Below are 13,231 nucleotides of genomic sequence, written 5' to 3'. Positions count from 1 at the left end.
CATTTCAATACACTGGCCTATGATAGTATCCCATTTGCTATGTGGCTCTCTACCGCTGTGGGCACTACAACATAATTTATAAGGCTAAGGGTAGGAAGTAATCAGCGTATATGCATTTACATCCAGAGGTTTCAGCTAGAAGACTGTCCACTATATTTGAAAACCACTTACTACCTAGAGTGATGCTGAAATAAGTATAATTGGGTTATGCTTGTGCGTAGTTTGTTTTATTGCCCAACCAGCGTTGAATGAGTGGATCTACATATTGAGGGTATTGATTTAACATCTGTTGTGCAATAGGTCTTACTTGGTTTAGGGTTTGTTTATCTCGGGTTAAATCAGCAATTTTAAATTCTGCTAAGCCTGTTTGCTTAGTTCCTAGGACTTCACCTGGGCCGCGTATTTCTAAATCCCGCTCGGCTATCACAAAGCCATCGTTACTGTCTCTAAGTACACCTAAGCGTTTTTGAGCGGTATGCGAAAGTGGTGCATGGTATAAAAGGACACAATGGGAGGCAATATTACCCCTTCCCACACGCCCGCGTAACTGGTGTAATTGTGCTAAACCTAAGCGCTCTGGGTTTTCAATAATGATTAAGCTTGCGTTAGGTACGTCAACACCGACTTCAATTACTGTTGTAGCCACTAAAACATGTATAAGGCCTTTTTTAAAGTCGTCCATGATGGACTGCTTTTCTGCTGGCTTCATTCGTCCGTGCACTAAGCCAATATTTAAATCTGGCAGGGCTTCTTTCAATTGCACAGCACTATCTTCAGCTGCTTGACATTGCAGTGCTTCAGACTCATCAATGAGTGTGCATACCCAATAAACTTGACGTTCTTGTTCATTGCAAGCAGATTTAACGCGAGTAATTATATCGTCACGACGCGTGTCTGGAAGTGCTACTGTAGTAATAGGTGTTCGCCCAGGTGGTAACTCATCAATAATTGAGACTTCTAAGTCGGCATAAGCTGTCATTGCTAGAGTACGTGGAATGGGGGTTGCGGTCATCACTAGTTGATGTGGATAACAGCCATTAAATTGTCCCTTTTCTCTTAGTGTTAAACGCTGGTGAACACCGAACCGATGTTGTTCATCAATAATTATAAGTACTAGGTTGTTAAATTTTACTTCATCTTGAAATAAAGCATGTGTACCTACAATCATTTGTGCTTCACCAGAGGCAATCTTTTCTAGTGTTGCTGTACGTTCTTTACCTTTTGTTTTTCCACCAAGCCATGCTACGTCTATGCCTAATTGTTTAAACCATGAGGTGAAACTTATACCATGCTGCTCTGCAAGTATTTCAGTAGGTGCCATTAAAGCTACTTGAAACCCTTGAGCTATTGCTGTTAATGCGCTTAATGCCGCAACTAAGGTTTTGCCAGAGCCTACATCGCCTTGAACTAGGCGCATCATAGGATAAGGAGATGCTAGATCAGCTTTAATTTCTGACACAACACGATTTTGTGCATTGGTTGGCGCAAAAGGCAATTGTGATAAAAATTGAGGCTCTAATTTATTTGTAGAACTTAGAGACACTGCTTTTGCTTGCTGTCCTTGCTCTCTTACTTTTAATAAGCTTAGGTTTTGTGCTAGTAATTCTTCAAATACTAAACGCTGCTGAGCAGGGTGTGTGCCTTGCTCTAGTTCATTAACATCGATATCACTAGGTGGGCGATGAAGCAACAATAAGGCATCAACTAGTGCAAGTTGAGAAGGCTGCCATTGCACGGGTAACAGTTCTTCAACAGAGTATTTATTAAGCAGCTCTACAGCTTGTTCACTTAGGGCCCTAATAGATAATTGCTTTAAACCATCTGTTGTTGGGTATACTGGCGTTAATGTTGAAGCTGTTGGCTGCTCACTTGGTGTATCACTTAAACTGTATTCTGGATGGCTCATTTCAAAGCCAACACGCCCGCGGCGAACTTCGCCGAAGCAACGTATTATTTTTCCAGGGCTTAATGCATTTTTTTGTGCTGCACTGAAATTAAAAAACCTAAGTGTGAGCCTCCCTGTATTATCATTCATTTGCACAACGAGCATACGTCTTTTACCAAATGTGATCTGGCTTGTTTCTATTGTGGCTTCAATGCTCACGTGGCTGTGTAATGACAGTTCGTTTATGGAATAAATACGGGTTCTATCTTCGTACCTAAGCGGTAAGTGAAAGAGCATGTCTTGCACGCTTTTAATACCTAGCTTTAAAAGGCGTTCGGCCATTTTGGGTCCAACCCCTTTAAGTTCCGTAATGGGGTATTGGTTTAAGCTAGGTTTAGACAATGTAGGCTCAAATCTTTTTATTTGTGAATGAGTTAAGTGTACTCACAGGCTCGCTAAGCATCAAGCATGTTTTAAAGCGTGCCAAAATTCATCGTCAGCAATTATTTCACCTTCTTCATCGAGTGGCGGGTAAGGTAGTTTTTTTATACGGCATTGTTTAGCTATAACGGGGTGGTAGCCTTCAAAATACATAGGGTGTTTTATATCTTCGCTCAACATATTGCGGCTATATAGCCCTGCCTTTTCGCGTTGATGTTGTGCTTCAAATAAAATGAGTGCTGCAGCCACAGAAACATTAAGAGATTGCACCATGCCTTGCATAGGGATAATTATGTTTTGATCGGCATGCTTAAGGGCTTGTGCTGAGATCCCGGTTTTTTCTTGCCCAACAATAATTGCTGTGGGTTTTGTGTAATCTATTTCTCTAAAATCAACGGCATCTTCGCTCAGGTGCGTGGCTAATATTTGTATATTTGGGTTGTACTGTCGCATCATGGTTGCGGCATCATCAATATTTTTATGAAGGTGGGTTTCTAGCCAATTTTTACTCCCGCCAGAGGTGTTATTAGTTAGCCATTTTTGGTTTTCAGGCCATACAGCATGTACATGGTGGCAACCCACTGCATCGGCACTTCTTACAATAGCCGATAGGTTATGGTGTTTGTGCACGTCTTCTAGGCACACGGTTAAGTCGGTTTGGCGACGCGATAAGACGTCTTTAATTCGTTGATAGCGATTTTGCTGCATGGTGATCCTCTTTTTTGTTAATTATACGAAATTTTATGTACTAAGGCATCACTGTGCGGCTAATTGGGTTTTGTAGAGAAATAAGTGTCTCGGTGGACTGAATAGCTTCTATCGCTTGAATTTTATTTATTAATACATCCTGTAAGTGGTCGATTGATTTAGCCATTACTTTAATAAAAATGCTGTAATTACCGGTGGTGTAATAAGCTTCAACAACTTCTTCAAGCGCTTCGAGTTTAATGAGTGTTTCAGGGTAATCGCGTGCATTATTTAAATTAATACCAATAAAGCAGCAAACGTCATAGCCAAGTTGCTTTGTATTTATACTTAATTGGGTACCTGTGATAATTCCTGCTTGTTTTAATTTTTCTACACGCACATGAATAGTACCGGCACTTACGTTAAAACGTTTAGCTAATTCTGCATAAGCTGTGCGGGCGTTTTCCATTAAAGCGTGAAGTATCTGTTTATCGAGATTATCGATTTGATAATTTTCCATTATTTTTTCTTATTTAAATTAGTGAATTCACATTTTTATACCCTGTAAATTAGTCGAATTAATACATTAAAGCTATTTTTATTATGGGTTATTGAATTAAAAGTTTAAATCGTTACAGTAACTTCATTAGTAGCATCTGTTAGGTGCGTTATTAAAAATAAAGTAAGTAACAATAACTGGGAATGAGGCCAATTATTATGAGTTCACACTATGTGCAGCAGCAGTTGCAAATAAGCAGCGTAAAGCAATTTTTTTCACGGCAATTGGAAAAACAGTTAGGGCTAGTCGAAGTGCAGGCACCTATTCTTGCAAAAGTAGGTGATGGCACACAAGATAATTTAAGCGGTCATGAAAACGCTGTAGCAGTAAATGTAAAAGCGATTGCCGATAGCCAATACGAAGTTGTGCATTCGCTAGCAAAGTGGAAACGTAAAACGTTAGGTGAGTATGGATTTAGTAAAGGTGAAGGCCTTTACACTCAAATGAAGGCACTGCGCCCTGATGAAGAGTCGCTAAGTCCTATCCACTCGGTTTACGTTGATCAGTGGGATTGGGAAAAGGTAATTTGTGAATCAACAGAACGTTCTTTAACTACCCTCAAACGTACAGTTGAATCAATTTATAAAGGCATAAAAGAAACAGAGCAATTTGTTAGCGAACACTTTTCGCTTGATCCTTTTTTACCAAGTGATATTCAATTTGTGCACAGTGAAGAGCTTCGTAAAATGTACCCTGACCTTACGGCTAAAAATCGCGAAAAAGCAATAGCAAAAAAATATGGTGCTGTATTTTTAATTGGGATTGGCGGTCAATTAGGCGATGGTCAAATTCACGATGTAAGAGCGCCTGATTATGACGATTGGTCTACACCAACGAGCGAACAATATATAGGGCTCAATGGTGATATTTTAGTATGGAATCCAATACTTGAAGATTCCTTTGAGATATCTTCAATGGGGATTCGTGTAAGCCCCGAGGTACTAAAAACTCAGTTGAGGATTACAGGAGATGATGACCGCCTGCAATTGGATTGGCATAAGGTATTATTAAAAAGTCAGTTTCCACAAACTATTGGTGGTGGTATTGGGCAATCACGTTTGGCTATGTTATTGCTGCAAAAGGAACATATTGGACAAGTTCAAGTTGGAGTATGGTCAACACAAACACATGCAAGTGTTGACGGTATACTCTAATGAAAGATATAAGAGTGCTGCTTTTAGCACTCTATATTCACGATGTTTTAAACTCAACTTCTACTTTATTATTCATCAGTTTTATTGTGCAAGGTGGGTAATTACGGTTTGTTTTAAGAACTTTATCAAAAATATGTATTTCCACACCTGAATGTAAAACTGTATTGACGATTAAGTGTGTATTTGTAAGTAATTCATGAAGGTTATTCTCTAATGATGAGAGTTGCCTTTCATATTGCTCTGCTTGTTGACATAGATGTAACTGAGTAGCACCAATTTTATTGATAAGTTCGTTTTTTCTTTCTGGATCTTTAAGCAAGTCTGCTTTTTCTAATGCAGGTTGTAAGGAGTCTAATTGCTGCTCCGTTTTAGCAAGCTCTTTAAAGCACTCGTCAGTTTCAGCAGTAATATCACCGCCGGAGCTTGCTAAATTAATAACCATTTTAGCACCCGATTCGTTGCCAATTTCACCAGCAATTAATGTTGTCGCGTCTAAAATCTCGCCGCCAAATATCTTACCTTTAGGTAAATCTGGTTGACCTACCTTAAGAGCATGACGTGCCTTCATAATACAGTGGCTAGTTTGTCGCTCAATAAAAATATTTGCAGCTTCTAAATAGCAATATTGTGAGTGGGATACATGAATGTCGCCTTCACATATAAGTTTACACGAAAGCGATTTGTCGTCAGATTTTTGATGCCCAATAACGCCTTGCTTAACAGTAATATTACCGCCGGCCGTTAACTCACCAGATTCAACAGTACCAAATATGGTAATATCACCTTTGGCGGTTACTTTCATTCCAGGTTCTATATTTCGAGTAACAATCACACTGCCTTCAAAATCAATATGACCGCTCTTAACGTTGACATCGGGAATAGTAAAAATATCGTCTACGCGCATTCCGTTAGTAATTTCGATAGGCACACCTGATATGGTTGATACTAACTCTAGAGGGTTAAGTTTAGAGATCTCGGTACCCTCACCGGCAACAAGTTGTTTATTGTCACCTGGTTTCGCCGGTAATATATCGCCAAGTACAGTAAAGCCTTCTTTTCCTGGAGTTGCGGGTTGTTGGCGTATAAGTACCGCACCAGGCTCAACACTTGCCATTTTACCAAAGTCACGCATATCAACGCTGCCATCTTCTTTTAACTTTGGGGTTTTTAGATGGTCTTTTAAAGTTCTTACTTTGGTAACGAGTTTAGTTGCTAAGCCATCACTGGGCAGGCGGCCTTGAGCCAAAATACCCTGCACAACCTCACCTGCTTTAGCAGTAAATTGCTTTTGTAATAGTTGTTCTAAATATGCTTGCTTATAACCACGAACTATACCTGCTTTGACTAGCTGTTTTTTTGCATCATCAAGGCTGAGTAAATCACCGCCTTGCGCGACGGTAAGCTCGCCAGTAGCCATCATTTTATCATCACTGATGACAACCTCTAACTTTGCATCGTATTTGGTCGCGACGATAAGTACTGGCTCTGTACTTTTATCTTTGAAGAATGCATTAATTGCGTCGTAATCAATTTTACAGTCGCAAAATTTAGACATTTCTATTGCTTCAATAACAAATGTAGCACTTGGAGGCGGGTGTTTATTTACATCGAGTAAAACATTCCCATTATGAGCAAGCTTAAACACAGCTAATCCTTTTTAACCACTAAAGTTTTAGTAAATTAATGACATAGTTACAGAGTGATAGAAATTGAAGACGGAGTCAAGATAGTAAAAATAACAATATAGTATAAAAAGAGGACAGGTGTGAGCTATAGAGTGGGTCTATAGCTCAGGAAAATATTAGTTAGTTGAAGGCAGTTCCATTATTCCGTCAATCTCAACTTGTACACCTTTTGGTAAAGCACGCACACCAATTGCTGCACGTGCAGGGTATGGCTGCTTAAAGTACTGGCTCATTACTTCGTTAACGACAGCAAAGTTAGATAAATCAGTTAAATAAATATTTACTTTAACTAAGTCTTGAATTTTACCACCGGCTTCTTCACACACTGCTGTGATATTTTTAAATACTTGATGTGTTTGCTCACTAAAGTCTTCTGATATAACTTCCATAGTCTCAGGTACTAATGGAATTTGACCAGACAAGTATACTGCAGTGCCAACTTTAACTGCTTGGCTATAAGTACCTATTGCTGCAGGTGCTTTTTCGGTGGATATAAATGCTTTGTTCATGTTTTTCCTATGTTATTTTTTTCGATAGACTTTTTGCACATCAGGCATTACGCGAATTTTTCGCATAATATTGGCAACATGGACACGGTTTTTAACCGTGACTCCAAGGTCTATCACATATAAATTACTTTCTTTTTCGTCAGTCGCTATTTCAACAATATTAGCGTGGGTTGTGGCAACTACGTTGGTTAACTTAGCTAACGCACCTTGATGATTAATAATCTCTACCCTAAGGGCTGCTATGTATTCTTTTTCAGGGTTATCATCCCATTTTACGACCAAGTATTTAGATCGTTCACTTTCCCAGCCACGAATATTTTTACATTCTTGGCGATGAACTGTTAATCCTTTACCTTGGCTTATGTGTGCAGTAATTGCATCACCTGGGACAGGACGGCAACATTTAGAGTAATTGACCAACATGCCTTCTGTTCCAATAATGGTCGCTTTGGCTTGTTTAGTTATGTCAGTCAAGTCGTCAGAATCATTTTGTAACAAACGTTTGGCTATGAGTACGCTCATTAAATTACCAGCGCCAATTTCTACAAGCAGCTCAAGTAAGGTCGAAAGCTCATGCTCTTCAAGAACGCGTGCAATATTTTCATCAGGAATACTATCTAACTTGTTTTCGCCTAGTGCAGAGTCGAGTAAGCGTCTACCAAGCAACATAGCTTCTTCATGATGCTGACTCTTAAGGTAATTACGAATACCTAAGCGTGCTTTACCTGTCACAATAAAGTTAAGCCAAGTTGCATTAGGGTGAGCGCCTGAACTGGTGATCACTTCAATTGTTTGGCCTGTGTCTAGTGGTTTACTTAGCGGGTAAGGTTTGCGGTTAACACGCGCGCCTACACAGGTATTGCCTACGTCGGTATGAACTGCATACGCAAAATCGACCGCAGTAGCACCCATTGGTAGTTCAACTATTCGGCCATCAGGGGTGAATACGTAAATTTCCTCAGGGAATAATTCTGTTTTAACGTTTTCAATAAATTCAAACGACGACCCTGCACTTTGTTGAAGTTCAAGTAAGCTTTGCATCCACTGACGAGCACGTTGCTGAGACGTATTTCCTGCACCATCGCCAGCTTTTTTATACATCCAATGTGCTGCAACGCCTTTGTCGGCCATATGATCCATATCATGAGTACGAATTTGTATTTCTACAGGAATACCATGCGGGCCAACAAGCGAAGTATGCAACGACTGGTAACCATTTGTTTTAGGTACCGCAATGTAATCTTTAAAGCGAGTTTCAATAGGTTTATATAAATTATGCGCAACGCCTAATACACGGTAGCAGGTATCCATTGAATCGACGGCAATTCTAAACGCATAAATATCCATTACCTCATTAAACAGCAACTCCTTATTTAGCATTTTTTTATAAATGCTATAAAGGTGTTTTTCGCGTCCAGATACAGTAGCAGCAATGCCAGATTCTTCTAAGCGAGCTTCTACTTCGGTTTGAATATTGGAGATAACTTCTTTGCGGTTACCACGGGCTTTAGCCACTTCCGACTTAAGTGCACGATGGCGCATAGGGTATAATGCTTGAAAACCTAAGTCTTCCAATTCATTTTTTATATCGTGAATACCCAAACGGTTTGCAATGGGTGCGTATATTTCAAGTGTTTCACGCGCTATGCGGCGGCGTTTATCAGGGCGAAGTGCGCCAAGGGTGCGCATATTGTGTGTTCTATCGGCAAGTTTGATTAAAATAACCCGAATGTCTTGGGTCATTGCCATGATCATTTTTCGGTAGTTTTCAGCCTGAAACTCTTTTTTATCTTTAAAGCTCAGCTTATCAAGCTTACTTACACCTTCAACAAGTTCTGCGACAGTTTCGCCAAAAATCTCAGCTAAGTCTTGTTGGCTAAAGTCGGTATCTTCAATTACATCGTGCATTAATGCGGCCATGAGCGTTTCATGATCAAGGTGCATACCTGCGAGGATTTGAGTTACTTCAACGGGGTGAGTAATGTAAGGCTCGCCGCTTGAGCGAGTTTGGCCTTCATGGGCCTCTCGTGCTACCACGTAAGATTTTTGTACCAGCTCTACTTCAGCAGCAGGTAAGTATTCAGAAATTTTCTTTTTTAGACCTTCAAAAAGATACATTCACACTCCAATGTTCTAGTGAAGCAAATTAGGTAACGGTAAGTTAAGAATATACGATGAAAAGAAAGGATTGCCAACGGCTATAGTAGAAATACTGCGCCGTTGGCTAAATCAGACCGGGAGGTCGATTATTGGTTGCCACCAACAATAGCAGCAACAGCAGCAAGTTCTGCTGCTTCTTGATGTTGTTGTTCTTCACGGTCGATTAAATCCATTGATGAGCTATCAACAAGGTTTAATTCAATTTCACGTAAAGCAACAACGGTTGGTTTATCGTTTTCAGGGTCTACTAGTGGAGTTTTACCACCAACAGCAATTTGGCGGGCACGACGAGCCGCAACTAAAATTAAGTCAAAACGATTACCAACTGCATCTACTGCATCTTCAACTGTTACGCGAGCCATCTCAGCACTCCAAAAATAATTTAAAAGCAAAGGCGTAGTTTACTGTACGCAGGGACTTTCGCCAATAGGTAGTGGTCAATTTTTATCAGTTTTACTGAGTATGACCTAATTAAATGACCTTAATTTACTTTAAAAGGTCATTTAGTAATTTTTTATTACGAACTTCTTGAGCGCTTAATGTTAAACGCTGCGCCATAACAATCGTTTCGATATCACCAAGGGCAGTATCAAAATCATCGTTTACTATAACAAAATCGTACTCGTTGAAATGAGATGTTTCAGATTGTGCTTTGGCCATACGAGACGCAATAACATCTGCAGAGTCTTGGCCGCGGTTATTTAAGCGTTGTTCAAGTTCTGCTTTAGAAGGCGGTAAAATAAAAATAGTCTGCACGCTTGGCATAATTTTACGAACTTGCTGTGCACCTTGCCAGTCTATGTCTAAAAATACATCTATGCCTGCGTCAAGTTGCGATTCAATAGCTTGTTTTGATGTACCGTAATAGTTATCAAAAACTTGTGCCCACTCAAAAAAATCATCTTTGGTAATTAATGCTTTAAACTCATCTGTAGTTACAAAGTGATAGTGAACGCCATTTTCTTCACCTGGGCGAGGTGAGCGAGTGGTGTGCGATACCGATACTTTCATATCTGCATGTTTCTTAAGTAAGGCATTAATTAAGCTAGACTTACCTGCACCTGATGGCGCTGATAAAATAAATAAGTTTCCGCGAGTTTGAGCCATGTTTTTCTCTATCAAAAAATAAACAGGCTTGAGTTATAAATAACCCAAGCCTTTAATTATTACATTGTACTTTATTTAGCTATTTGTGCTCAAGTGAGTCACAGGCGTACTTTACGCTATTCAATATTTTGGATCTGCTCACGCATCTGTTCAATTAGAACTTTAAGCTCCACTGCTGCATTAGTAATATCGCTATTAATAGACTTAGAGGCGAGGGTATTTGCTTCTCGGTTAAACTCTTGCATCATAAAATCTAGGCGACGGCCACATGCGCCGCCTTTTTTAAGAATTTTTTTAGTTTCTTTAACATGAGACTTTAAGCGGTCGAGTTCTTCGGCTACGTCTTGCTTTTGTGCCAAATAAATTAGCTCTTGCTCAAGACGAGACTCGTCAATATTTGTTGTTAAATCTTCCAATTTTTGTTCGAGCTTCTCACGTTGCCATTTAGTAATTTCTGGCATGTGGGTTTCTACAGTGTTTACTTGTTCTATAATTGCATCAAGGCGAGTTGCTATCATTTCTTCTAAATTTGCGCCTTCATCACCCCGTGCTGATTTAAAGTCTTCTATTACTTCATCAAGCCCTGCAATCAGCGCTGTGTTTACGCTGTCCATATCCAGTTCTTCGGCTTCCATTACACCAGGCCAACGTAAAATATCAACAGGGTTTATGTCACCATTACTTTGCTGTTGAACCCATTTAGCACTATTTATAAGTTGCTCAGCCAATGCTTGATTGATTGATAACTCACCAACGTGGGCTGGGTTTGCAACAAACTTTAAAAATACTTCTACTTTACCGCGCTGTAGATGCTTACGTAAGCGTTCACGAATAACAGGCTCCATCCCACGAAATTGCTCTGGTGCGCGAATAAAGGTTTCAAGGTAACGTTGGTTAACTGATCGAACTTCCCAAGTGCCAGTGCCCCAATCGCCTTTTATCTCGCGACGCGCATAAGCTGTCATACTGTGGATCATGGATGGTTTCCTAAGTTTTATAATACATAATTAATTATTATTATACCGAAACACTCTCCAACCTCTAGGGAAAATTTAAGTAGCTGAATGTTTTGCAACCAGGTATTTGTTAAATCAGCATGGTATCTGTACTCACATACACTTATAATGTGGCAAATTATGAATTAAGGGGATCGTCAATGCGTCCAAGCCAAAGAACACCAAATCAAATTAGACCCGTATCATTTACACGTAATTATACTTTACATGCAGAAGGGTCTGTACTTGTTGAATTTGGTAATACCAAAGTACTTTGTACAGCTACGGTTGAATCGGGCGTTCCGCGTTTCATGAAAGGCCAAGGTAAGGGATGGATAAATGCTGAGTACGGCATGCTTCCAAGGTCAACACACACGCGCAATGCTCGAGAAGCGTCTCGTGGTAAGCAAGGTGGCCGAACAATGGAAATTCAACGTTTGATCGCACGTGCACTTCGCGCTGCAGTTGATTTAAAAGCACTTGGCGAAAACACAATTACTATTGATTGTGATGTCATTCAGGCCGATGGTGGAACACGCACAGCATCAATAAGCGGTGCTTGTGTTGCACTTGTCGATGCACTAACCCACATGCGTGCCAAGGGTATGATTAATTCAAACCCGCTTAAGCATATGATTGCTGCGATTTCAGTTGGCATATATAAGGGCCAAGCTATAAGTGATTTAGAATATATTGAAGACTCAGCGGCAGAAACTGATATGAATGTAATTTTAACTGAAACAGGTAAAATTATTGAAGTTCAAGGCACGGCAGAGGGCGAACCTTTTTCGTTTGATGAGCTTGATGAGTTACTTACATTAGCAAAACACTCTATTAGAGAGATCATTGACGTTCAAAAGCAAGCATTAGCATAAATAAGTAGGTAGCAAAAAAATGAAAGATTACCAAAAAGAATTTATTGAATTTGCGCTAGAAAAGCAGGTACTGAAGTTTGGTGAGTTTACCCTTAAATCAGGCCGTACTAGTCCATACTTCTTTAATGCAGGCTTATTTAACACTGGACGTGATTTAGCACGGTTAGGCCGTTTTTATGCTGCAGCTCTAGAAGATGCGGCTATAGAATATGATGTTTTATTTGGGCCAGCTTATAAAGGTATTCCAATCGCTACCACCACAGCTGTAGCATTAGCAGATCATTACAACAAAGATGTACCTTATTGCTTTAACCGCAAAGAGAAAAAAGCGCATGGTGAAGGCGGTACATTAGTAGGCTCACCATTAAATGGTAAAATCATGCTGGTGGATGATGTGATCACTGCGGGTACCGCAATTCGCGAATCAATGGAAATCATCGCAGATAATGGCGCAGACTTAAGTGGTGTATTAATAGCACTAGATCGTCAGGAAAAAGGTAAAGCTGAGCTCTCTGCTATTCAAGAGGTTGAACGCGACTTTAATACACAGGTAATCTCTATTGTTAAACTTGCGGATTTGATTAGTTATCTTGAAAACCAAGGGACAATGGGTGAACATTTAGTATCAGTAAAAGCGTATCGTGATAAATACGGCGTAGCCTAAAATATAAAGCCTCGCATTGCGGGGCTTTCTTTTGACCTTTTAAAGAGCTTATTTAATGAAAGATGTATTCAAACCAAATGGATTAGGGTTCAAGCGTGTATTTAAAGCCACATACTGCTCCTATCTAGGATTTAAAGCAGCGTTTAAAGAAGAAGCTGCATTCAGGCAAGAGTTACTGATCTGCATAATCCTTTTTCCTTTTTCATTTCTGCTGGCATCTTCATTACTTCATTGGGCAATTCTTATGTGCTCACTGTTAGTGGTATTAATTGTTGAATTATTAAACTCAGCTATTGAAGCACTCACTGATCGTGTAAGCACAGAACTACATGTTTTGTCAGGCAGGGCAAAAGATATGGGCTCTGCAGCCGTCACGCTTTCATTAATGATCCTTGTGATCTTATGGGGAGTGAGTTTGTATATGAAGATCGTCGGATCTTAGCCTACCGTTTCAAAGCAAAATTGACGATACATGTTAATAAAATGAAAGCAATGTTGTTTTTTTAGTGT

13 protein-coding genes are annotated in these 13,231 nt (G+C 39.8%); 4 read left to right on the top strand and 9 right to left on the bottom strand.

The features are described 5' to 3' along the window. Positions 1–205: 205 nt before the first annotated feature. From recG to asnC, 3 genes are read right to left on the bottom strand one after another with little or no spacing between them, the layout of a single operon-like run. A complete protein-coding gene (recG, locus tag AC27JL_RS18785; protein ID WP_487196295.1) occupies positions 206–2,287 on the bottom strand; it encodes an ATP-dependent DNA helicase RecG in 2,082 nt (693 codons plus the stop codon). A 60-nt stretch (positions 2,288–2,347) separates the two neighbouring features. Further along, a complete protein-coding gene (trmH, locus tag AC27JL_RS18780; RefSeq protein ID WP_487196294.1) occupies positions 2,348–3,034 on the bottom strand; it encodes a tRNA (guanosine(18)-2'-O)-methyltransferase TrmH in 687 nt (228 codons plus the stop codon). Between the two features lie 40 nt (positions 3,035–3,074). After that, positions 3,075–3,533: a transcriptional regulator AsnC gene (gene asnC, locus AC27JL_RS18775; protein WP_039038562.1), complete on the bottom strand. Its 459-nt coding sequence runs from the start codon at positions 3,531–3,533 to the stop codon at positions 3,075–3,077. Positions 3,534–3,730: 197 nt separating this feature from the next. On the opposite strand from asnC, the gene asnA reads away from it, so the two are divergent. After that, a complete protein-coding gene (gene asnA / locus AC27JL_RS18770; protein ID WP_487196293.1) occupies positions 3,731–4,726 on the top strand; it encodes an aspartate--ammonia ligase in 996 nt (331 codons plus the stop codon). A gap of 37 nt (positions 4,727–4,763) precedes the next feature. Here the strand turns inward: asnA and AC27JL_RS18765 are convergent, their stop codons facing one another. The 6 genes from AC27JL_RS18765 to AC27JL_RS18740 all read right to left on the bottom strand — a co-directional run bounded on the left by AC27JL_RS18765 (position 4,764) and on the right by AC27JL_RS18740 (position 11,164). Beyond that, positions 4,764–6,371: a flagellar assembly protein A gene (locus tag AC27JL_RS18765; protein WP_424074459.1), complete on the bottom strand. Its 1,608-nt coding sequence runs from the start codon at positions 6,369–6,371 to the stop codon at positions 4,764–4,766. Positions 6,372–6,527: 156 nt separating this feature from the next. Further along, positions 6,528–6,920, bottom strand: a complete 393-nt coding sequence (locus AC27JL_RS18760) for a RidA family protein (RefSeq protein WP_008130680.1) — start codon at positions 6,918–6,920, stop codon at positions 6,528–6,530. A 12-nt stretch (positions 6,921–6,932) separates the two neighbouring features. Next, entirely contained in the window at positions 6,933–9,038 is a 2,106-nt protein-coding gene (spoT, locus tag AC27JL_RS18755; protein WP_008130682.1) for a bifunctional GTP diphosphokinase/guanosine-3',5'-bis pyrophosphate 3'-pyrophosphohydrolase, read from the bottom strand. A 128-nt stretch (positions 9,039–9,166) separates the two neighbouring features. Then, positions 9,167–9,442, bottom strand: coding sequence for a DNA-directed RNA polymerase subunit omega (gene rpoZ, locus AC27JL_RS18750; RefSeq protein ID WP_006794742.1), 276 nt, complete (start codon positions 9,440–9,442; stop codon positions 9,167–9,169). Positions 9,443–9,566: 124 nt separating this feature from the next. Further along, on the bottom strand, positions 9,567–10,187 hold the full coding sequence (gene gmk / locus AC27JL_RS18745; protein WP_058430381.1) for a guanylate kinase: 621 nt from the start codon (positions 10,185–10,187) through the stop codon (positions 9,567–9,569). Between the two features lie 116 nt (positions 10,188–10,303). After that, a complete protein-coding gene (locus AC27JL_RS18740; RefSeq protein WP_487196292.1) occupies positions 10,304–11,164 on the bottom strand; it encodes a YicC/YloC family endoribonuclease in 861 nt (286 codons plus the stop codon). Positions 11,165–11,343: 179 nt separating this feature from the next. Between AC27JL_RS18740 and rph the strand changes: the two genes are divergently transcribed. From rph to AC27JL_RS18725, 3 genes are read left to right on the top strand one after another with little or no spacing between them, the layout of a single operon-like run. Further along, positions 11,344–12,057, top strand: coding sequence for a ribonuclease PH (gene rph / locus AC27JL_RS18735; protein ID WP_006794745.1), 714 nt, complete (start codon positions 11,344–11,346; stop codon positions 12,055–12,057). Positions 12,058–12,076: 19 nt separating this feature from the next. Then, positions 12,077–12,721, top strand: a complete 645-nt coding sequence (pyrE, locus tag AC27JL_RS18730) for an orotate phosphoribosyltransferase (RefSeq protein ID WP_006794746.1) — start codon at positions 12,077–12,079, stop codon at positions 12,719–12,721. A 55-nt stretch (positions 12,722–12,776) separates the two neighbouring features. Continuing rightward, entirely contained in the window at positions 12,777–13,163 is a 387-nt protein-coding gene (locus AC27JL_RS18725) for a diacylglycerol kinase (protein WP_006794747.1), read from the top strand. Positions 13,164–13,231: the final 68 nt, after the last annotated feature.

Source organism: Pseudoalteromonas sp. 4NS20-0020, from assembly GCF_057554385.1.
Note: the sequence above shows the minus strand (reverse complement) of the source record. Positions and strands in the feature narration are given on the sequence as shown.